The organism is Salinicoccus albus DSM 19776, assembly GCF_000385175.1.
Lineage (GTDB): Bacteria > Bacillota > Bacilli > Staphylococcales > Salinicoccaceae > Salinicoccus > Salinicoccus albus.
Genome location: NZ_ARQJ01000028.1, coordinates 136927 through 159783, shown reverse-complemented (window position 1 = coordinate 159783; position 22857 = coordinate 136927). Strand labels below are relative to the sequence as shown.

At 38.4% G+C, this 22857-nt stretch carries 21 protein-coding genes and 1 pseudogene; 5 read left to right on the top strand and 17 right to left on the bottom strand.

Annotated elements, in window-relative coordinates:
- Positions 1-58 precede the first annotated feature (58 nt).
- From G343_RS14490 to G343_RS0108475, 9 genes and pseudogenes are all read right to left on the bottom strand, one after another.
- Complete coding sequence (locus G343_RS14490) at positions 59-1174, bottom strand: S-methyl thiohydantoin desulfurase domain-containing protein (protein ID WP_020007712.1); 1116 nt, start codon at positions 1172-1174, stop codon at positions 59-61.
- Positions 1175-1215: 41 nt separating this feature from the next.
- Complete coding sequence (locus tag G343_RS0108505; RefSeq protein ID WP_020007711.1) at positions 1216-2151, bottom strand: DUF1177 domain-containing protein; 936 nt, start codon at positions 2149-2151, stop codon at positions 1216-1218.
- A gap of 272 nt (positions 2152-2423) precedes the next feature.
- The gene (locus tag G343_RS0108500; RefSeq protein ID WP_169336671.1) at positions 2424-3251 is read right to left on the bottom strand and encodes an IclR family transcriptional regulator; all 828 of its coding nucleotides are present in this window, start codon (positions 3249-3251) and stop codon (positions 2424-2426) included.
- A complete protein-coding gene (locus G343_RS0108495) occupies positions 3202-4878 on the bottom strand; it encodes a hydantoinase B/oxoprolinase family protein (protein ID WP_020007709.1) in 1677 nt (558 codons plus the stop codon). The genes G343_RS0108500 and G343_RS0108495 overlap by 50 nt, the downstream gene beginning before the upstream one ends.
- 1 nt (position 4879) lies before the next feature.
- Positions 4880-6925, bottom strand: coding sequence for a hydantoinase/oxoprolinase family protein (locus G343_RS0108490; protein ID WP_020007708.1), 2046 nt, complete (start codon positions 6923-6925; stop codon positions 4880-4882).
- 138 nt (positions 6926-7063) lie between these two features.
- Positions 7064-7285, bottom strand: a complete 222-nt coding sequence (locus G343_RS15415; RefSeq protein ID WP_156823591.1) for a hypothetical protein — start codon at positions 7283-7285, stop codon at positions 7064-7066.
- A gap of 637 nt (positions 7286-7922) precedes the next feature.
- A pseudogene (locus G343_RS15190) lies at positions 7923-8352 on the bottom strand (transposase); the annotation flags it as partial.
- Positions 8353-8582: 230 nt separating this feature from the next.
- Positions 8583-9647 (bottom strand): zinc-dependent alcohol dehydrogenase, encoded by a 1065-nt coding sequence (locus G343_RS0108480; protein ID WP_020007707.1) that lies wholly within the window; start codon positions 9645-9647, stop codon positions 8583-8585.
- Positions 9625-10590, bottom strand: coding sequence for a 3-hydroxyacyl-CoA dehydrogenase NAD-binding domain-containing protein (locus G343_RS0108475; protein ID WP_020007706.1), 966 nt, complete (start codon positions 10588-10590; stop codon positions 9625-9627). Before G343_RS0108475 ends, G343_RS0108480 begins: the two co-directional genes overlap by 23 nt.
- 99 nt (positions 10591-10689) lie before the next feature.
- On the opposite strand from G343_RS0108475, the gene G343_RS0108470 reads away from it, so the two are divergent.
- Positions 10690-11019 carry a DUF3870 domain-containing protein gene (locus G343_RS0108470; protein WP_020007705.1) on the top strand — a complete coding sequence of 110 codons (330 nt, stop codon included), beginning with the start codon at positions 10690-10692 and terminating at the stop codon, positions 11017-11019.
- A 15-nt stretch (positions 11020-11034) separates the two neighbouring features.
- On the opposite strand, the gene G343_RS0108465 is transcribed toward G343_RS0108470, so the two are convergent.
- The 4 genes from G343_RS0108465 to G343_RS0108450 are packed head-to-tail and all read right to left on the bottom strand — an operon-like array spanning position 11035 to position 14884.
- Entirely contained in the window at positions 11035-12228 is a 1194-nt protein-coding gene (locus G343_RS0108465; protein WP_026366331.1) for a thiolase family protein, read from the bottom strand.
- Positions 12229-12245: 17 nt separating this feature from the next.
- Positions 12246-12884 (bottom strand): 3-oxoacid CoA-transferase subunit B, encoded by a 639-nt coding sequence (locus G343_RS0108460; protein WP_020007703.1) that lies wholly within the window; start codon positions 12882-12884, stop codon positions 12246-12248.
- A complete protein-coding gene (locus tag G343_RS0108455) occupies positions 12877-13563 on the bottom strand; it encodes a CoA transferase subunit A (protein ID WP_020007702.1) in 687 nt (228 codons plus the stop codon). Before G343_RS0108455 ends, G343_RS0108460 begins: the two co-directional genes overlap by 8 nt.
- 31 nt (positions 13564-13594) lie before the next feature.
- Complete coding sequence (locus G343_RS0108450; RefSeq protein ID WP_020007701.1) at positions 13595-14884, bottom strand: SLC13 family permease; 1290 nt, start codon at positions 14882-14884, stop codon at positions 13595-13597.
- Between the two features lie 448 nt (positions 14885-15332).
- On the opposite strand from G343_RS0108450, the gene G343_RS15950 reads away from it, so the two are divergent.
- Positions 15333-15455: an IS3 family transposase gene (locus G343_RS15950; protein ID WP_425413868.1), complete on the top strand. Its 123-nt coding sequence runs from the start codon at positions 15333-15335 to the stop codon at positions 15453-15455.
- Between the two features lie 184 nt (positions 15456-15639).
- On the opposite strand, the gene G343_RS0108445 is transcribed toward G343_RS15950, so the two are convergent.
- The 4 genes from G343_RS0108445 to G343_RS0108430 all read right to left on the bottom strand — a co-directional run bounded on the left by G343_RS0108445 (position 15640) and on the right by G343_RS0108430 (position 18351).
- A complete protein-coding gene (locus tag G343_RS0108445; RefSeq protein ID WP_020007700.1) occupies positions 15640-15933 on the bottom strand; it encodes a hypothetical protein in 294 nt (97 codons plus the stop codon).
- Positions 15934-15957: 24 nt separating this feature from the next.
- The gene (locus G343_RS0108440) at positions 15958-16863 is read right to left on the bottom strand and encodes an acetamidase/formamidase family protein (protein WP_020007699.1); all 906 of its coding nucleotides are present in this window, start codon (positions 16861-16863) and stop codon (positions 15958-15960) included.
- 21 nt (positions 16864-16884) lie between these two features.
- Positions 16885-17595, bottom strand: a complete 711-nt coding sequence (locus tag G343_RS14485) for a YwaF family protein (protein ID WP_020007698.1) — start codon at positions 17593-17595, stop codon at positions 16885-16887.
- A gap of 312 nt (positions 17596-17907) precedes the next feature.
- Positions 17908-18351: a hypothetical protein gene (locus G343_RS0108430; protein WP_020007697.1), complete on the bottom strand. Its 444-nt coding sequence runs from the start codon at positions 18349-18351 to the stop codon at positions 17908-17910.
- Positions 18352-18812: 461 nt separating this feature from the next.
- Here G343_RS0108430 and G343_RS0108425 point away from each other — a divergent pair, with 461 nt between their 5' ends.
- From G343_RS0108425 to G343_RS0108415, 3 genes are read left to right on the top strand one after another with little or no spacing between them, the layout of a single operon-like run.
- On the top strand, positions 18813-20378 hold the full coding sequence (locus G343_RS0108425; protein WP_020007696.1) for a BCCT family transporter: 1566 nt from the start codon (positions 18813-18815) through the stop codon (positions 20376-20378).
- 50 nt (positions 20379-20428) lie between these two features.
- Positions 20429-21958 (top strand): histidine ammonia-lyase, encoded by a 1530-nt coding sequence (gene hutH, locus G343_RS0108420; protein WP_020007695.1) that lies wholly within the window; start codon positions 20429-20431, stop codon positions 21956-21958.
- A gap of 23 nt (positions 21959-21981) precedes the next feature.
- Positions 21982-22827, top strand: coding sequence for a hypothetical protein (locus G343_RS0108415; RefSeq protein ID WP_020007694.1), 846 nt, complete (start codon positions 21982-21984; stop codon positions 22825-22827).
- Positions 22828-22857: the final 30 nt, after the last annotated feature.

The window sequence follows — 22857 nt, the reverse complement described above, 5'->3', positions numbered from 1 at the left end:
TTCTAATATCGACCCTATATCTTCCCTTGGGGCCTCTCCAATAGTAATTGCTAATAAGTTACTCACTGTGCAGCACCTCTTTGCTGAAAACATCCTGGATGTATTTTAATATTTCTTTTTCAACGACTTTTTCTACTGCTCCATAATTACTCTCCAGACGCATTCCACTACCAAGAATGAGATTATCTCGGGAAGTGTAAATCACTGTAACCTCTTGCCCCTTCTTAATTTCTGCACTGGTAACCGGGCAGCCAGATTCGTTATCGAATGTCATCAGTAAATCTGGGAAAGTGGCGACTCTATCACCTTTCAAATTCTCACATGTTATATATTCATTCCATATAGTCAATTCAATTGATTCTTTACCGGATTGAATAATCGCCTTTCCTAAATCAAAACCATCAATGGTTTCGAAAACAAGTTCTTTGATTTCTCCACTTAAAATTATTTCACCATTCAAAGCAGTAGCCACATTTTCCATTTTTTCTTTATTATTTTTCCCTGATTGATGTGCAAGGCCAATCTTATATGCATGTGATAATGCGTTTATGGCCCCGTGTGAATTCAGATATGTTTTCTGTACCGGATTTCTTGCTACAGCTATAAGCCCTCCAGCAGAAATAGAAGCTTGTCTGACCATATGTGATGAAGTATTTAAATTTCCTTGTAAAATTTGTCTTAGACGAAAATCAGAATTTGGTTTTCCACCTACAGCAGATTGGATTGAATTATATTTCTCTACTTCATTTAATTGCATAGCTCCCATAACTCCTGTTGGATGGGCCCTTCCATTACATGAGGCATCGAGTACTGGAATACCTGTTACTGCAGATTGAAAAAAACCATTTACTGTAGCAATTCCTCCGTTCTCATTAGTTATCAATGCCATTGGAGAAATTTCTTTTGCTTTTTCAAGCAATTTTACCGCTTCAACATAATCCATTGGCTGTACAAATTGATTTTTAGCAGCTGGAGCTCCTACAGCGGAAACAGTGATAATTATGTCTTCTTCTCTCAGTTCATCAAGAGTAATTAAACTTGGTGTGCCAACTTCAAAGGCCAACTCAGCAATTTTCAATCCTTCATTTATGGCTCCGCCGCCACCACCACCCAATATACACCCACCAATTACCAAAGGTTCAATCATTTCTGAATTCAATTCTTTAATACTCATTAATATCTCCCCATTATAATATTAATTTTGAAAGGCAAACACTATTCAACCCCTAATGTTTGAAAGTGGGATAATGACCCATACAAACTTACTAGCTTTGAGAATTCTTCTGCATCGTAAAATGAAACCTTACTATAGCCAAATAATTTTGCTGCCTCTAAAGAGAATCTGGCAGCTTCCTCTATATCGTTCAACTGTGAGGCCCCGGTTCCGCTGCCTGGGACAGTAACTTCTGAAGTAATGGCAAGGCCAACCACAGGTTTTTCAGTAGCTGTGCATGGTTGTAATATACTGTTTATATGATAGATATCATTCCCATAGGGAGTAATATCTTGTGTTGTAATTGGCAAAACTGAAGCTGGTTTCCCAGTAACATTTTGTAATATATCGATTAGACTTTCGCTTACTCTAAGAATATAACCTTCTTTAACAGTCGGAGTAATGCATATACCCCTGAAATTTGTAATACGGTTCCCCTTTGTTGTATCAATGGTTATGATAGCATCCATCTCATTATCAATTTCATACTCGTTCATCACAGTCATATCTACTGAAGAACCCATAAAAGGAACAGGATCATGAGGAATAGTTGGTGCATTAGGATCTATATGAGTCGCTACAATTACATCGCCTTCTAAATTTTCCCCTTTGTTTTTCATATCAACAATCTTTAATGCCGCACTAAGTGATGCCAATGCTCCGTCACCATCAGAAACAAACCCTTTTTGCTTCGGCCTTGCTCCAACTCCACCCAATCTTCCAATGACACCCAAAGTAGGAGCATTTCCTCCAGTTGCTTTCCCATTTATCCCTGGAATTTTTATCTTGATGAAATCTGTTCCTCCTTGAGTTTCTCTAATTTCAGTGACAGAAATTTCATCATGTCCATAAGAATTATACAAAGCCTTAATCTTTTCACCATTTGCATCAGGTCTATCCAATGCATGAAAAACTTTTAATACTAAATCATGTAGCATAATTCTCCCCCTAATAAATAGTCCTATAATTTTAATATAATCTTCTAACTTCAATTGGTTCTTAATAGGAACCAATTGTTCTTATTATGATTAGATTATACAATGTAAATTTTCTCATTGCAATAGATTACTGAAAAATCATTATATTCTTTAAATTAACTAGGTTTTAAAAATTCTTAATATTTTCCAGACATTAAACTAAGTTGAGTTAAAGAAAATAAAAAAAGCACAACCTGCATTATAATCACAGGTTGTGCTTAATATTCTCTTATTTAGATATATTTATCTTCATCAAAGATGCTGATTAGATCTGTTATTTTTTGTGTGTATTCAATTAATAATGCAAGTATTCTATCTTTGTTCTCATTATTTATCCTATAAATTGGACCGGCAATAGTTAGTGATGCCAGAACTTCTCCTCGTGTGTTGAATATAGGGGTGCTAATCCCAAAAACATCATCAGAGTATTCTCCTTCAGTATATGACCAACCTTTATCTTTTACTTTCTCTAAATCTCTAATAATTTCCGAGGAATCTGTCATAGATTTTGCAGTCATTTTTTTAATACCTTGCCTTATAACCTCGTTTTGTTCCTCTCTACTCAGAAATGCCATTATTGCTTTCGCTGAAGCACCTAAATACAGTGGAGTTCTTGTACCTTTGGAAACAGCAAATCTAATATTATTTGAACTTTCGGCTATTTCGACAGTAACGCCTTCGAGCTTATCTTTCCATGTTAAAAAAACTGATTCATTAGTCTTATCACTTAATTCCTCCATCATAGGTAATAACAAATCTGACAATGTGTTTTTACTTCGATAAGTTGAAAGTATTGATGCTAGACCAGGGCCAAGTTCGTACTTTTTAGAATCAGTATTTTGGACTAAAATGTTTTTACTCTCGTAAGTTTTTAAAATTCTATATATTATTGTATGGTTTACGTCCATCTCTTTTGATAAATCTCTTAACCCCCATGTAGGATTTTCGTTAGTAAACATAGAAAGGACATCTATTGCAAAACTTAAAGATTTTAAAGTCATATAATTACCTCTATTTGTGTCCAAATTGTATTCTAGCTTCCTCCTCAGTATAGAAGCCATTTTTAATATCCCTCTCCACTTTATCATAATTTCTGTCCTTAGGGTTGCCGTATCCGCCACCAGAAGGAGTTACTAATTTAACAGTGTCTCCCTTCTTTAAATTCAATCTTGTTGTCACACCAAATGGGCCAACCACATCCCCATTTTCTCTATAAACTTCAATATAACTTGGCGCTCCTGCTTTACCGCCATTCATCCCCCATGGCGCAAATTTATGTCTCCCATAACTTGCAGAAAGATATTGATCATCACTCAAAATTTTATAAGACCTTACAACACCCTGGCCCCCTATAAATTCTCCGGCACCACCACTATCATTTCTGAAAGCATACTCACTGACCATAACACCATATTTTGCTTCAGCTACTTCAATAGGTACATTGTATGTTTCACCATTTCCCATACAAAACTGGCCTCTTTGACCATCACTTTCATTAGTAGCGCCCCAACCACCTACAGATGGTTCAACAATTAGAAAATCTTCGTGGGTATGAGGATGGACCCCCGACACTGTCACTGAGCAGACAGAAAGTGAATGCCCAGCAGGCAGTCTTTCTGGTATTGTAGGTGCCAAAGCTTTCCAGATTAATTCCGCTCCACCTAACCTTGCTTCAAAATTCATTGAGACAGGAGCGGGTCTTTCGGCAGACAAAATAGACTTTCTATCAGTGATTATCTTAAGGGGTTTAAATAAACCTTCTGTAATATTAAATTGGGGTTGTACTATTGCTAAATACATTACTCTTACACTGGCAAGAAGTCCGTAGTAAGTACAATTCACCGGATGAAAAACTTGTTCATGAGAACCTCTAAAATCACATATAAATTCAGCATCTGTGATAGTAACTTTTACTTTTATCTTATAAGGCCCCCCTTTTTCAGAGTCACCTTCTATAAAATCTTCTGCTTCATAAACACCTTTAGGCAGAGAAGAAATAACTTGTTGTGAATATTCTTCAGAACTTAAAATTAAATCTTCAATCACTTGAACCAGAGTTTCTTTTGAATGAAGATTGCATAATTCTTTAAATCGTTTTTCACCAGTTCTTAGTGCTGATACCTGGGCCCACATATCACCAATTGAAAATTGAGGCAATCTTATATTATCAGTGATAATTGTTTCTAAACTATTATTTAAAATGCCTTCATCAAAAAGCTTTACTCCTGATAGTTGAATTCCCTCCTGAAATATTTCAGTTGAATCACTCGTAAGAGATCCGGGATCTTTACCTCCGACATCAGTCCAATGCCCCTTATTAGCAGAAAAACCAACTAATTGGTTCTCATGAAAAATAGGCATCACCAACCCAACGTCTGAAAGGTGAGACCCTCCGCCAACATAAGGATCATTTATAATAATAATGTCGCCCTTTTTAAGGTCATCACCAAATTTATCCAACACAGACTTTACCATCGGACTGAGCATACCAATAAATGAGGTGACGCCATTTCCCTGACTGATTAAGTTTCCTTTAGCATCTGTCAATCCACAAGCATAATCAAGTACCTCGTAGATAATGGGACTCATTGATGTGCGTGCCAATGCTACAAACATTTCTTCGCCTATAGACATAAGTGTATCTTTTATTATTTCTTTAGCATAGGGGTTAGTGTTAGTCTGGGTCATATTATTTCACCTCTACTATTAAAATGATATTTCCGTATTCATCAATTCTTGCTTGTTGGTTGTCTAAAATTATTGTAGAAGTTGTCCTCTCTTCAATTACAGCGGGCCCTTCTATCATATGACCTTCTTCAAGTAATTCCCGATTGTATATATTAGTTTTACTCCAACCATTGTTTTTAAAATAAACATCTCTAACTTCTTTTATTGTATCTTTTAACTCTATGCCTTTGTTTTCTAATTGTTTCAATTTTGGTCTGTCAATTTTTCCAATTGATGTTAGGTGCATGTTTACAATCTCTACCCCTGTATTCTCTAATCTAAATGAGTAAGTAAATTCATGCATTTCATGAAAACTCGTTTTAATACTTTCTACAAATTCTTCATTCCATATATCATCTGAAATTCGCATTTTAACTGTGTGTTCCTGCCCCTCATACCTTAAGTCAATCGATCTTTCAAATTCTATTGGAAACTTATCAAGATTGTTATTGGAAAAATCATCTAAAGAAGTATGCTCCATTACATTCCACTGGTCGTTAATGTTTTTAAAGTCAAGTTTATCTAACTTTGCTAAATAAGTTTGAATATAATCTTTTCGGGTATCAGACATCAGCATTCCCCAGGCGGAAAAAACTGAAGCAGCATGCGGTATAACAACTTTCTTAATTTTTAACTCTCTTGCTAATTCAGCGGCATGCATCGGTCCTCCTCCGCCAAATGCTACCATGGTAAAATCTTGCGGGTTAAATCCTTTCCTGACTGAAATCAGCTTAAGAGCATTAAGCATATTTGAATTTGCAATATCAATTATTCCCAAAGCACCATCTTCTGTAGGAGTGTTAAAAGCATTAGCTACCTGATTATTAATTGCTTCCCGGAGCTTAACAATATCCACATTGTTATCAAAGTTTTTAGCAGACAATCTTCCAACATAAAGATTTGCATCTGTTGTAGTCGCTTTCTCCCCTCCCTGGCCGTATGATACAGGTCCAGGATTAGATCCGGCGGATTGTGGGCCAACTTTCAATGAACCGAGTTCATCAATCCATGCAATAGATCCACCTCCGTTTCCTATTTCTACAATATCAACTACTGGTACTTTAACGGGGTACCCCGCATACCGATCGTTTTTTTCAATATAATAATCTGTTGAAACTTTTACTTCTTTATTATTAATCAATGAACATTTGGCAGTAGTGCCACCAATATCAAAAGAAATGATGTTAGGTTCTCCTATGATTTCACCTAAAATAGCTGCACCATAAACCCCTGCTACAGGACCAGACTCAATTAAATTAACAGGAAATTCTCTTGAATCATCAAATGAAGTTATTCCTCCGTTAGATTGCATGATATATCTATTATTGTTCGAAATTTTTTCATTTAATTTCGAATCTAAATTATCAATATACCTTTCCATAACAGGCTTTACATAAGAATTCAAAACTGTTGTATTGGTGCGCTCATACTCTCTCCATTCATTAATTAATTCGTGAGAGGCAGTTACAGTGGTTTCCGGCCAATACTTTCTTACTAAATCTACCACTGCCCTCTCATGCAGAGGATTTTTATAAGCATGTAAAAGACAAACTGCTACTGCATCCACATTTTCCTTTTTAAAATAATCAATTGCATCCAAAACATCTTCTTCACTCAATCCTTCTAATATTTCCCCCTTATAATTCATTCTTTCATTTACTTCTAATCTCAAGTATCTTTCAACAAAAGGTGCAGGTTTCTTATATTTGAAATTGTAGAGGTCAGGTCTATTCCCCCGAGCAATTTCCAGTACATCTCGGGCACCTTTTGTAGTAATCAAGCCTACTTTTGCCCCCTTACGTTCAGTTAAGGTATTAATTACAATGGTAGATCCATGTATGAACATATCAATCATTTCGTAATTCAAACTTGATTTTTCCATTACGTTCATGACCCCGTTCTCAAAATTAGGGGGGGTAGTGTGTACCTTATCAAAATAAAATTCTCCATTGTTATCAATATAAAGCAAATCAGTAAACGTACCACCTATATCTGTTGTTACTCTCACATAAATCTCTCCTTTCGGTTCTTTTAAAGAACCATTGGTTCTTATATATTTTAATGATAATATTTTTTCAGAAAATTATCAATGCTTATATTGAGATCAATTATAATTAACTAGGGGCACTGAACATCCTACAGCCAATTACTGAAAGACGAGCCGGACATGCGGTTGATGGATACTGACGATGTGTTCGTCAATACGGGGGCTGTGCGCTTCAAACATTTCCCCTTGCTGGCGATGTGATTTCTGGATGACCAGAAGGTCGCAGTACTGTCTGTGGCTCAGGGATGTCAGTCCCGTATGGCTGGCGAGTGCTGTAACATGCTTCAGATTTGGTTGGTTCCAAAGTAAATGACTGGGCACTTTATTTCGACAAAAACGGGGATAAATCTCGTTAAATCAAAGAAAATTTTATTTTTCAGTAGACTCTAACTAGCATTTTGAAATGTTTTTTCTGTAAAATAAAAGTCATGGTCATTAGGACTACTCAGTCATCTCAACAGTTTGTATCATATCAGGATCAAGTTTATGCTCTTGAAGAGGTTACAGCATTTACCCAAACCAACCAAGCGATAGATTTAATACAAAAAGTCACCCAACAGAAATTTTGGAGTTTGCTGTTATCTCGTAAATGAAACGACACTTTTTATGAGCTTTGTCTTCAAAAACAAGCACGAAAAAGCTGCTCACTAAAAAAATATTTCTTTAGTGAGCAGCCAAATTATTCAATGCAAAAGGTTAAAAACTCGATGAATATTCATTTGTGGTTGACAAACTTTAGTATAAACTGATAAGGGCTATCCGCATTCGGAGACACGGTATGTTTAAACCTTACACATAGATATTATTCTCTACCATTTATCACTAGCTTTGCATAAATTTTATCGCAATATTCAAAATGATATTTTCTTTGACGACAGCCAAAAAAGCGAGCACCTAAACAAAGGTGGCTTCGTCCATTTAGAAATCATTTATAAATAAGCTTTTGCGACGCTATCATTTACGTGTTAGGCGCAACTTTTCCTTTGACTTTCCGCAGCCATATGCGGTCGGGCTTCCATAAAACCGCCCGTAAGTACCGACTGATCTGCAGAATGCTTCGCCGGCTGTCTGTCTCAATCTGGATGGGCACGTGCAGGCAAAATACAATCAGGGCAACAAACACTTGATTTTGAATCGCCCATTCGCTTTGTCCGTAAAATTTCTCGATGCGCAGATGCTTCTTGATCCATTTGAAAAACAGTCCCGATCGCCCAGCGGGACCGGTACATCTCCGAAATCTCTTTGGCATTCAAATCAAACCGATTGGCGATCAGTTGAAGTGTACTCCCTTTGAAATCCAGCACCTCCAGCCGTCAGAAGACGTTTCCTGCGCGGTTTTGTGGGGTGCCGATCCAGACCATCTGATTAGGCAGCACATTTGAACCTTCGGGATTATTGTGCCGCGTTGAGGTACTTATGCATAGTTTTGAGCCACACAGCGCATAAGATAGCGCCACTGAGTGCAGGGAAAGTGAGCCACGGATTGAACCAACCTCAGGCCTTAGGAACTGTAGTTGTCTTACTCAATATATTTTTTAAAATTACAAAAAAGCTGAAAACCTATCTCTCAAAAGTCATCAGCTTAACGTAAGTATGTTTACTTAGAATCCTGAGACCATCATTCAGGTTTCAAAATCACTTTCACAGCCTCTTTATTCAGTCCTGCCTGGAATCCTTCTACAGCATCTTCAAATTTAAACATGTGTGAAACCAATTTATTGTATGGATATTTTCCTGAAGCCGCCATCGAAATGGTTCGTTTCATTGTCTTTTCAGTTACCCCATAAACACCTTTTACTGTGATTTCTCCTCTTACTATTTCGTTAGAAGACAGTGTTGTATCTTCTGGTGCAATTCCAATGAGTAATAGTTCAGCCCCTTTCGAACACATACGGACACCATCCACTAAGGATTGATGAAAACCGCTCGTTTCGAAGACGTTGTCTACACCTTCTTCGTTTGTCAACACTCTGACGAGTTCTATAGGATCTTGTTCGTCGGCATAAACAACATCTGTTGCACCAAGTTCCAATGCTAATTCTAAACGCTTTTGGTCTTTTCTTAATCCAGTCACTATCAATTTATCTAAACCATAGTTTGAAAGTGAAGCAACCATCGAAAGTCCGATTGGACCCGGTCCAATCACTACTGCCGTGTTACCTGGTAAGATATCAGCCCTCTCCAAGCCTCTGACACCAATTCCCAGAGCTTCTAACATTCCAGCTACTTCATCAGTAATGTTATCCGGCAACTCCAGGACATTTTTATAATAAACAGCTGCGTATTCTGCCATCCCACCATCTTCTCTGAACCCATATCTTAAAGATTTTGCAGCTACTTTGTCCATGGCTCCCTGCCCATGATCACATAAATTTGTATTCCCTTTTTGGCAATTATTACATTCGCCGCATGGAATATATGGATTAATGACAACTCTTTTGTTCATTAAATACTCATGTCCAGAATTATTAACTTCGACGACTTCTCCAGTAAATTCATGCCCCAATATAACGGGGGTATCTACCCAACTATATGCATCCATACCTTCATACATATGAAGATCACTGCCACAAATACTCGCTGCAGAAACTTTTACAAGGACTTCATCTTGTTTTAGTTCTGGAGTATCTACATCTTCAATTTTGACACCAAAACCTCTGTCATTCTTTATAATTGCTTTCATTATTATTCATACTCTCCTTTTCAAGATACTTAATCATTTTTAGCAATGCATCATTTTTAGCTTGAATATGTTGTTGTTTCGTATCTTCGTCCCATTCATAGAACCCTTTATTCGCTTTTACTCCGATCTCGCCTTTTTCAACTTTTTGCAGCAAGAGCGGTGAAGCGACTGTTCTGTTCTCCAGGTCCTCATATAAATAAGCTGCAATATCAGAATGGATATCCAAACCATTAAAATCTCTTTGTTCCAGAGGCCCAGTAAAAATCATTCTTATCCCTAAACTCCACTTTATTACAGTATCAATGTCCTCTGCGCTGGCAACACCTTTTTCCAGTAAAGATATTGCTTCTCTAGCCATTGCATGTTGAATTCTGTTCGCAATAAACCCAGGAATATCTTTTCTAACTAATACTGCTTCTTTACCTAGTGTTTTAAACAATGTAATGATATAATCAGCGACTCCATGATCTGTTCTATCACTTTTAACTACTTCTATTAACGGAATAATAGCAGCTGGCATGAAAAAGTGAGCACCGATAAATCTTTCAGGTCGCTTCAAAACCGTCGATATTTCATTTATAGAAATACCTGAGGTATTTGTAGCGAATATTGTCGATATATCGCAGATTTTTTCGAGACGGTTGAATAAATTTCTTTTTAAATCCAATTTCTCCGGGATTGCTTCAAATATTAATTTACTTGAACTCGCATCATTAAGATTGGAAGAGAAATTTATTCTATTTAAAATTTCTTTTGCCTTTTCCTCTTTTAGGATACCTATATTAACTAAATGTATTAATTCCTCTTTAATCTTGTCAGGAGCTTCTTCTATAACCCTTTCATTCAAATCCACAAGTACTATTTCTTTATCATTTTGGGCAAAGAATTGGGCAATCCCAAGACCCATCTTTCCAGCGCCAATAACTGTGATTTGTCCCTCCATCAATACACCCCCTAGTCAGATTCGAATTGATATAGATTTTTACGTTTTTGTTTTCAGAATGTTATAGTATTATAGTTATCAGATATGGAGGTATATATTATGACATTAGAAAAACTTAACACTATCCTGGTTACAGCGTATGCTAAGGCCCCGCAAGGCAGTTCGATGTATGAAATATACAAGCATGCAGGTATAGTATTAGAAATTGATACAACTTCACATGAAATTGTAGATGCTGAATTCACTTTCATTACAAACCTGGCTCAAAATTTTTTCCAAAAGCTCATCATTGGTTACGATATTAGTGTCGATCTTACACCTTTAATCAAACGGATTGAACAACACTACCTTGCACCTTCCAGTGATTCTGTAATTGTTGCTCTAAAATCGGCTCAAAAGCGTTACATGGAAAAAACAAACAGCAAATAAGATTCTTTCCTAGATTTAAATCTGTAAGTTCTCAATGACTGTACTGATTCCCATCCCACCAGCAATACATAGCGTAACTAAACCGTATCTTTTCCCCGTTCTCTCAAGTGCATGCAATAATTTTGTTGTTAAAATTGCGCCTGTAGCCCCTATTGGGTGGCCAAAGGCGACTGCGCCGCCATTCGGGTTCACTTTATCAATATCCAGATTCAGCTCTTTGATCACCGCTAAAGATTGAGCAGAAAAAGCTTCATTTAGTTCAATGATATCAATATCATTAATGTTTAAATTCGCTTGTTTCAATGCCTTTTGGGTTGCAGGCACCGGTCCGACCCCCATGTAAGCTGGATCAACCCCCGCACTCGCTTGCGAAACAATGCGGGCTTTTGGCAATTTACCAAGTTCCTGTGCCTTTTCTTCTGACATTATAATCAATGCTGAAGCCCCGTCATTTCTACCACTGCTGTTACCAGCTGTTACAGTTCCATTCTCTTTAAACGCAGGATTCAATGTGGATAATTTCTCGAAAGTAGTGTCCCTCGGATATTCATCTACTTTGAATTCGATTGTTTCTTTCCGCTTCTTCACATTATAAGGTACAATTTCTTCTTCAAAATATCCATTGGCAATCGCATTTTTTGCTCTTTCCTGGCTACTTAAAGCAAATTCATCTTGTTCTTCCCTAGAAATATTATATCGTTCTGCCAGATTCTCAGCAGTCATCCCCATTGTTAGCTTTCCATAATCCTCGAATGGCTGGGAACCGGGCTGACTTTCTGTATTGGGGTCCAGCAAAAATTCATTTCCCGATTTGATGCCAAATCTTAAATTCCTCGCATAGTATGGGGCTGTACTCATTGATTCTGCACCACCAGCTAAAATGATATCTGAAAGGCCACATTGTATTTGTTGTGCTGCTGAATTCATCGCCTGCACACCAGAACCACATTGCCGATGTAAAGTATAGGAAGGGACACTTGCAGGAATCCCGGCTCTCAGTGCTGACACCCTGGCCAAGTTAGAAGCATCCGCACTCTGCTTTGCTTGTCCTAAAATTACTTCTTCGATTAAGTGCGGTGGTAAATCACTTTTCTTTATAACATCCTCTATTACATGAGTCGCTAAGTAATCTACAGTTTCATCTTGTAAAGTACCGCCAAGTTTTCCTATGGCTGTTCTTGTAGCTTGAGTAATCACAACATTTTTCATTGCCATATATATCCTCCTTATTTCTTCAGATCAAAAATAAATTCTGCATCTGTTTTTTCTTTAACTTTTTCTTCACTTGAGCCAGGCATGACTTCAATACATACTAATTTTTCATCTCTGACTTCAAATACAGCCAGATCAGTGATGATTACGTTTACACTTCTAATGGATGTTATAGGGTAAGTACATTCGGGGACGATTTTACTGCTTCCGTCTTTAGATGTGTGCATTATTGTAACAATGATTTTTTTCGCTCCGACTAAAAGATCCATCGCACCTCCGACACCAATAATATTCTTTCCGGGGATTGCCCAATTTGCTATCAGACCTTTTTGATCCACTTGCAGTCCACCTAGAATAGCGACGTCTACGTGCCCACCTCTAATCATTCCAAAAGAATCCGCACTATTAAAAAACGACGAACCAATTTCTTCCCCCACAGGTAATTTCCCCGCGTTCACCAGATTGGGATCAACCTTTTCTTCGCTAACATCACTGATGCCTAACATTCCATTCTCTGTATGAAGAATCACATCACTTTCCTGCAAAAATTTTGGAACTAATGTCGGAATACCGATCCCTAAATTGACAATGCTTTTATTTGCTAATTCTTGTGCTGTTCTTTTAGCAATCATTTCTTTTGTATTCTCACTCATGGTCTATAACCCCCTCTTTAGTTAAAATCTTCTGCGCTTTGACTACGCTATCTACAAATAGGTGAGGTGTCACTATTTCTTCAGAAGATAACTCCCCCGCTTCAACAATTTCATCGACTTCCGCAATTACAATATTTGCAGCAGTTGCCATAATCGGATTAAAATTCCGTGCCGTTTTGTAATAAACCAAATTTCCAAGTTCATCTGCTTTCCAAGCTCTTACGATAGCCACATCAGCAGTTAATGCGGGTTCAAAAATATATCTTTCACCTTTAATTTCTCTCTCTTCTTTGCCTTCGACAAGTTCAGTTCCTACACCTGTCTTAGTGTAATATCCACCCAGACCTGCACCTCCAGCCCGAATGGATTCTGAAAGTGTGCCTTGGGGCAGCAGTTGTAAATCAATCTCCCCTTTTTGGTATGCATCACCTACATCTCTGTTGCTGGTGAAATACGACCCGATTCCTTTATCTATCTTACCCTGGTTTAAAAGTATTCCTAATCCTCTATTTTTTTCTCCAAGGTTATTACTGATAATAGTTAATCCCTTAACATCTTTTTTGGTAAGCCCTTCAACCAATGTAAGTGGAGCCCCTACTAATCCAAAACCGCCCACCATAATTGTGTCGCTATCTTTAACTTGTTCTAATGACTCCTCAACTGACTCATAAATTTTCATCAAATCTTCCTTTCAGAATTTTATTCTCTCTTTATAGCTCATTAAAACCAAAGATTAACGGTGTGAGAATAATAATCAAAACGGTGAGTATAATTGTGATTGGCAACCCAATCTTCACATAATCTTTAAATCTGTATCCACCCACTAATACTTGTGACATTGCCGTACCACCAATTGGGGTAGCAATCGATGCGTTTGCCGCTAATGCGATTCCCATCATAAATACTAATGGACTGTATCCGATGTTTACCGCAATAACTATAAAAATGGGTGCCATCATTGCTGCTACAGCAGTATTGGACATGATATTTGTAAGAATGACAGTAATGATAACTGCTGCGGTAAATAGTAGCCATACGTTATCTCCTACTATACTTACAGTTGCTTCAGCAATCATATTACCGGCACCGCTATCATTCATTCCTGCAGCAATACCTTGGGCAAATGCCATCAATAAAATCGTGTTCCAGTCAATACTTTTCATCGTATCCTTAAATTCAATACACCCTGTCACTAGAACAATGACCGCAGCCATCAGTGCAATAATTTCAATCGGCAAAATGCCAGTTGCAAAGCCCAATATAGCAAAAATCATCGTACCAGCAGCTATGTACGTTTTACTGTTTGGTTTAAAATCTTCAAACGAAGAAATATCAGGTTTCTCAACAATATCAGGAAAATTATAAACTTTATCCTGGAGTTTATTCCCTACTGTTGCCATATAGATGACCAGGACAATCATCATAGGTATCGCTACCCAGGCAAAGTCAAACATTCCAAGAGTCTCCTGATCGTATTCAACCAAAATTGAATTGACCATTGGCTGAGCAGTAGAACCAACGAGTGTTATGGTGCCCCCGATTGAACCCGCCATACCCACAGGCATAAGGATATTCTTATTCGTTAATTTCCCACCAGATGACGCCACCATAGCCGCTACGAGCGGAATGAAGGTAGCCACTGTCGCTGTGTTACTTAAGAATGCCGATAACCCTCCGACAATAATCATCAACAAAATGATCAATGATTTTTCGTTATTTGCAAATCTCGTTTTTAAAATCGCTCTCCCAATAATGATAACGACACCTGTTCTAAACAATGCATGACCGACAATCATCATCCCAAATACAAGCATGACCAATGTGCTTGCAAAACCAGCATATACTTGTTCAAATTCCATTGCTCCAACCAAACCTAAAGTTAAAGATGAAATCATCGCTGTCAAAGCAATTGGTAAACGATCAATCAGAAATAAAATTAATGTAAGTACAATAATTATGAGTGTAATGTACTCAATCCCTATTGTTTCAAAAACCCCCATTGAGCCTCCTCCTTTTTCCAGTAAATTTCAAGCAATTAACTGTAATCGATTACAAAAGTGCACAAAAAAATACCTAGCTTCGGCCATAGGAAAATATGAGTCCATAAATAATGGGCTCTTTTCCAACGGGAAGCTAGGCACTCTTAAATTTAATGAAACTTTTGGTTTCACTTTTAAGAATCGACTTCTCATTAGTTACTATATTTTAATTATAATTATCAGAATAAGGGAAGGGCTTTCATTTGTCAATAGGTTTTTTAAGTTTATAAAAAAGATTGACTGTCCACAAAAACAAGCAATGAGCGCCATCTTTAAGAATGATAGGCATGGAATCCAACAATTCAAACATATCGAAAATCGGCAAACTCAAATATGGTCCTTTGTTACAAGGTTTTTAAATTATTAAATGTTACTCGAAGAAGCTTTTTTCTAGTCAACCACTTAAAAGATTCACTCAGTTCAATATCAACTGAAGATATCTTCCCACTATATCAAGTTTTATAATCGTTGCCGACACCAAAGTAAATTTAAGGGATTGACCCCGCTGGATTTCAGGGCATTGGCGGCATAGAAAAACTCCTGAGAAATTGAGGTTCTCAGGAGGGAAATATTTATATTATTTCCTTTGTAAACCTAACTGGGGTCAGATCGCCAAACATTTCCTGCTTCCTTCTGTTCAACACTTCCCAACTCTTGTCCATGATTTCTATAGATGCAAACAGTCTAGTGCTATTCACGCCGCAATCACCAAATCTTTAATATCCCTCAGCACCCATACCAGATACCACATAAACGAAGAGAAAGAAGATCCCGAATGCGATTGTCAAGGTGAGGGAGATGCCTGGGATGATATTATTCACTGTTTTGCCCCGAAGACCAATGATAGAAAATATAAACGCCAAAATCAGCGACAGAAGGCTGATATAAATTTCTATGACCGGTCCGCCTGCTATGATAGGCCCTCTGGTCATCACAATGGTGAAGGCACATATTGAAATGACAATACTCAACAGCGACAGCCAGCTGCTTATCCAAGGTATCTCCTTCATTATAGATTTTCTCCCCCTACTCTCTTATTTCAACTGTATACCGTAATGATCAAGCACGTGCTGGGGGACGAAGAAACGGGCAGTCTTTTTCGGATCAACGATCTGATTGATCTGGGTCTGGCCGGTGAGGCTCATCAGCATGGTGATTTCGGAAAGCGAAAGGTTTGTGTGCGGCTGAAGCAGGTCAATCATTTTATGGACGGACTGATCCACCGCAAGGTTCAGGTCTTTATCGGATACCATCATATAAACACCATCTTTGTCGGTGATGATCGGATGATACGTTTTTAGACTTTCTGCCTTCTCGAACGTCACCGTGACAGTGGACTCGACTTCAAGCCCGGAGACACTGATTTCCCCGTCAGCCATCGCGGCATGGACATCCCCGAGTCCGAATAGAGCCCCTTCATGATACACCGGAAGGTAGAGGGTGGCGCCCTCGGTCATTTTGACGGCATCCATATTCCCGCCATGTGTATCGGGTGTCCCGTTATTGATCGCCTCATTCGGCGGTGCCACGCCGATCACACCGATCATTTTATTGACCGGCAGGGTGAGACCATCGAAGTCCACAGTCCCTTTTTCATTATCAACATTGAAGATCCTTATATCCGTGTCTTTAAGCCTGTTGCCCATAACGCCCATACCAGGGCCGGTAACCATCACGCCTCGCTCACCCATTTCGATTTTTTCAACCGTCACTTTTAGCACATCCCCTGGGCTCACATCATTAATATAAACAGGGCCGGTCGCGGGATTGATCTGATGCCAATCGACTCCGCTGAACCCATTCTCTTCTGAAGTGATCTGTCCAGTAAAGCAATCATGGGCTTCGATTTCCACCGTATCCCCCAGATTCACCTCCAATTTTGGCGCATTACCCTTCGACATCGCATAGAAAAAGTTCTCTTTATCCATTTTGTGCTTCATGCATATAACCTCCATTGGTTTTCATTTTAAGTTAAGCATAAATTTCTCCCTCAGTTTGATGATGCATTGAATGATGAACCATACCACCAGAAATCCAAGAAATGTGCCTGCGAGATTAATGATAATATACACCATTTCATTCAAATCATGAAGAAAAGGCCGCTCAACGAGGTAGAAGTAGTTGCCGCCGGCAATCTGGTTAACGAAGTATGCCACAGAAAAATAAACAACAAATATGGCGTAAGCCTGGAGCAGGCCCTTGAAACTCGGCATGAATCCGACGGCATAATACATGGCGAACGGGAATAGAATGTTTATACTGTGGAGCAGAAAAAACGACCAGCCAGCCATATGTGTGATCGGATGGATGCCGACCGGATAGAAAAAGGCACCATAGGCAAACAGACCGATATAGAATATTACCTGGTTAAGCGACTCTTTCCGGGCGAAGAACTGGATGATGACAACCAATACGACGAGCCGGCAAATCTGCAGCGGCAGTGAGTAAGCCAATGAATACTCGCCGATTATCAAATACCAGCTGTTGACCGTTACCCTCTGGAGTACAGCCAGAATGAGGAAAAAGATGCGCACGCGGTTTTTATAGCGCGAAATTAAACCTTTCAGTTTATGGACAGCATAAAAAGCCAGACCCAGCAGTAAGAAGTATAAATAGTAGCTCACGTCCCCCGGAGAGATGGCGGGGACTTCGGGATCGATCAGAAACTCCATGGGCATCCCTCATTTTTAGTGGGCGCATTGTGCCAGCCATTGTCATGTTAACTCAATGATACTATAGATATGCATAATCGATAAGCTGTTATGTACATATGGAAACATTGGGTTCATGCATGGAAAGTAATTGATATAATCACGGGCAGAAGAAAACCCGAACTTCTTATCAATTTATCGCTCAAATCAACTGCTTGCAGGCAGCACATTATTAGTCAGAGACATACTTGGGTTTCAATCATCCTCTGATTATTATAGAATATTAATATTGATACTATTTTTGAAACGAACCACTAGTTTTATATTAAATCCTTAAATAATACCCTTCTCTCTTAATAATTGTGACTCATCTCCTGTAACCCACCCGAAAACAACAGGACTGCCATCTCTGAATCGGATCAGATAATTAGATTTAAATGGAATGGACACTTCCTCCCCATCCTTTAGGTAGATTGAATTCCATTGAGTATGAGCAACCACATGCATGTCATCAAGTGCAGTCGTTTGAACTTCATTACATTCCATCTTTATCATTCCAATAGAGCGGTAGTATTCATATCCTTTGTCCATAGCTTTTTTAAGTTCATCATTGTTTTCCCCTGCTTTTACACCAAACGGGTTGGCTGCTATAAACTCTTCAGAGTAGAAGCCAGCAATGATTTCTAAGTCTGCTTTGTCTTCTAAAGCAAGATTGAATTGATATTCATACATCTTGAAAAACGCTTCAACTTTTTCCTGCATATCTAAATATTCCATGCAAACACCTTCCTAATAGTATTTTGTGATAATCAATTTAATATAGTTCTATACAATGAGTTGATAATCTATCAACATGCTGAAAATCTGTTCAGGCTGAGTCGTATGCATACTTAACCATTCTTTTCTAATTCTAAAATACCCCAACTCCTCCATTTCAATTCATCTGATAATGTGAGCGAAGCAGCTTGGTATCTTACCTTTACCACCCGTATATTACATTGTTTTCATAGATAGAAACTATTGTTTTATAGTTTTTAGGTATTTGTAATTATACATACATCGTTTTATATTTTAAATATTAGAAATATACAGTATATTCTATTGGCTCTGCAGAATGCTTATGTTTTAATTCTTTCATTTCTAAAATATATAAGCGCTTTATATATTTAAATAATGCGGAAAAATCATACTGCACGAATAGGTCGAACAATACATTACAACATTGGGGATTGATTAAAATGAATAAAAAAACAATTCGTTGGGGTGTCTTTTTACCGATGGCGATATTGCTGATTGGAACGGTTATAATCGGTATTGTAATGCCAACAAGTTTTTACAACTTACAAACAGCCCTCGTAAACTTTAGTTTTAATAACTTTGGATGGTTATTCAGCCTGATTGTTTTTGTACTGATTTTCATCTGTTTGTTTCTAGGATTTTCAAAATATGGGAATATTAAATTTGGAGGCGAACATGCAAAACCTACAGTTAAGAAATGGGAATGGTTTGCAATATCTCTTACAGGCGGTATTGGAACAGGATTACTATTCTGGGGCACAGCTGAACCGCTCACTCACTTTATGAACCCTCCAGAAGTTCTGGGAATCGAACCTTCTTCTGAAGCAGCTGCTACTTTTTCGATGTCAGCAGTAATGATGCAATGGACACTCGCTCCTTATTCTCTATATGTTATTTGTGGGATTGCTGTAGCACATGCTCATTATAACCTTAAACTTCCATACAATGTAAGTTCTACACTCTATCCACTGATAGGAAAAAGAGCACTGGGGGCGACGGGAACAGTTGTCGACAATATATGTATGTTTGCCATCGCCGGCGCTATGTCAGCAATATTGGCAGAAGGTGTATTACAAATAAGCAGTGGCATCGCATACTATACACCAATAGACGATGGACCAGTGCTATGGTCTGTCTTGGCGCTGGCGATAACTATAACTTACATTGTCTCCAGTTATACGGGACTACAAAAAGGAATCAGGTTTCTTGCTGACAATAACGCCAAAATATTCATATTTCTTTTACTCTTCGTCTTTATAGCCGGACCAACAGCTTATATTTTAAATATAGGTGCTCAGGGCACAGGAAACTATCTAAGTAATATGGCCAATTTTCACTTGTGGCTGAGTCCGATGGAACAATCCAATTGGTCCAAAGAATGGCCTATTTTCGAATGGGCTTTGTGGGGAGCCAATGCTCCACTCATTGGGATGTTCCTTGCAAGATTATCCTACGGCAGGACACTCAGACAATTCGTCATATTAAATTTACTTCTTCCAGCCGGCTTCGGCGCTTTCTGGTTTTGGGTTTTTGGCGGGTCTGCAATGTTCTTTGATTGGAATAGCGGCGGCCAACTATGGAATATTATTAATGATCAGTCAGAAGGACTGCAATTGTCACTTTTCGCCTTTCTTGGAGAGCTTCCGTTTTCGACTTTCATTGGTTTAATCATTCTAGTAGCAATTTATCTATCATTTACAACACTGGCAGATTCATTAACAACAACCATGTCTTCATTGACAACGAACGGGAATACACTGAAAGATCCTGAACCACCGGCAAGGGTAAAAGTATTCTGGGGAGTCATTATGGGAATGATGGCCATTTTAACTGTTACTTCTGGTACCGGTGGAGAAATAACAGGCATTGATGCGGTTAAGCAAATGGCCACCATTGCAGGAGTACCAGCACTGTTCTTTATAATGATCCAAACATTATCTACTATTAAATCCATTTTAAATAGCGATGGAAATCATGAGGACGTATATAAAGAAGAAGACAATTAGTTGCTAATCAGTCAGCGAAATTCAGAAATATTTTGATCGGAGTGATGGTAATGATACCAAAAGAACCAGTAGTAATATCTCAAAAAGAGTTATCCATTGATGAATTAGTGTCTATAGCCAGGTTTGATACTCCTTTAATTATATCAAATGAATCCAAAGATATTATACAACGCTCCAGAGATGTAGTAGAAAGTTTTCTATTTGAGGAAAAGACCGTTTACGGAATTACTACAGGAGTAGGAGATAATAGTACAACCAAAGTGAAAGCGGAGAAATCAAAGCACTTACAAAACAATTTACTTTATAGCCATGCCAGTGGCGTCGGCAACCCATTAGAAAAAGAATTGGTTAAAGCTGTAATGGTGATGATGATAAAGAATTTATCTTCTGGATATTCAGGTATCAGGTTAGAAACAGTCGAAGCTTTGGTTAACCTTATCAATCTTGATATCGTACCCAAAGTTCCCAGGGAGGGATCACCAGGCTATTTAATTTATCAATCTCATATAGCTTTGGTGTTGATCGGTGAAGGAGAAGCTTATTTTCAGGGCGAACTTTTAGATGGTGAAACAGCTTTAAGAAAAGGGGGCCTGACCCCCCTCTCCCTGCATGAAAAAGAAGGGTTATCCTTAATTAACGGTACAGTTGATATGACTGCTATTGGTGCCATTGGTGTATATGACGCTATAAATATATTGAAGACGTCTGATGTTGTTTCTGCGATTAGTTTCGAGGCACTAAAGGGAACCCGTTATGCATTTGATAAAAAAGTTGGTAATGTAAAACCTCATCAAGGAGTTAAATCAACATTATCTAATTTAAATACATTAATCTCCGGCAGTGAGATTGCAGAAAAATATAAAGATTTTAGAACTCAGGATGCCTTAAGTATTAGGGCTGTTCCACAGGTTCACGGTGCTTGTAAAGATACGCTCAATTTTGTAAAACAGCTTGTAGAAACTGAAATGAATTCATCTACTGATAACCCATTAATTTTCCCCGCAGATAATGAATCTATCTCGTCTGCTAATTGTCATGGAGAATCTATAGCTATGAGTTTGGATTTTTTGACAATAGCTTTATCCGAAATAGCCAATATCTCCGAAAGAAGGATTTTTCGTTTATTATCTACGGAGCATAGCGAATTACCACCATTTTTGGTTGAGAACAGTGGGATCAATTCGGGATATATGATTCCGCAGTATGTTGCAGCGACTTTAGTTTCCGATAATAAACGCTATGCCCAGCCAGCTGTTGTAGATTCAATCCCAACCGCTGCAGGTCAAGAAGATCACATAAGTATGGGGACCTCTTCCGCTTTAAAATTGTTGAATGTAATTATTAACACTCAAAGAGTTTTGGGAATAGAATTAATGTGTGGCTGCCAAGGTCTAGACTTTTTAAAACCATTAAAAACAAGCAGCAGCCTGGACTATATTTACGAAACTGTTCGGGCGCATGTACCTAAACTAAGCGACGACAGGATTTTATATAATGACATTGAAAAAATGGAAAGAATGATAAAAAATGAGATGATTGTTAACCATACAGAAAGTAAAGTTGGGACTTTGAGTGTTTAATATCATACTAAAGGGTGAGGCATGTGGTACAAAAAATTGCTGTTGCGATACTTCACGGCGCTGGAACGCCCGAGGAAAATTTTGCGGAAGAAATGATCGAAAAGATCTCAGAAGGTTTCGGCCAGCAGGTGAATAAAGAAAATATCGTGTTTCAACCGATATTCTGGTCAGAAATATTCGAATCAGGACAGGAAAAACTATGGGAGAAAGTGCAGACTGGCGGAGATCTGAACTATGAATTTCTGCGCCGATTTGTCGTTGAGTTTCTGGCTGATACTGTCGCATATCAGCCCGCTCCGGCATTGAACGGTCAAAATTATGACAAAGTACACGCGCTTTTATCTCAGAACCTAAGCCTTCTCCGGGAAAAAGCCGGACCACATGCGCCTTTATGTGTGATCAGCGAAAGTCTTGGTTCAGTCGTGGCCACTAATTATTTTTATGATTTGCAGAAAAAACAGAGAAACATCGGTAAGCGTACAGAACGATACATCGAAGACACTCCATTGGAAAAAGGAGAAACACTGAACTTATTCTACACTTTAGGCAGCCCGCTTGCTTTATGGTCACTGCGGTTTAACAATTTTGGCGAACCCATTAATGTCCCAGCCCCTTCTGTACACCAACATTACCCAAACCTTGGCGGGGAATGGCTCAATTTTTATGATAAAAATGATATCCTTGCATACCCTCTAAAAGAGTTGAATTCCAACTACCAAAAAGCCGTAACTAAAGACATTGAAGTGAACGCCGGCGGACTGCTGACCAGCTGGAATCCCTTTTCCCATACTAAATACGATACGAATGATTATATTATCGATCGTATTGTTGATGGACTGCTCAGCACGTGGTCTGAAATCAATGAATAAGATAAAGGAAAGCGCTGCGGACGCAGCGCT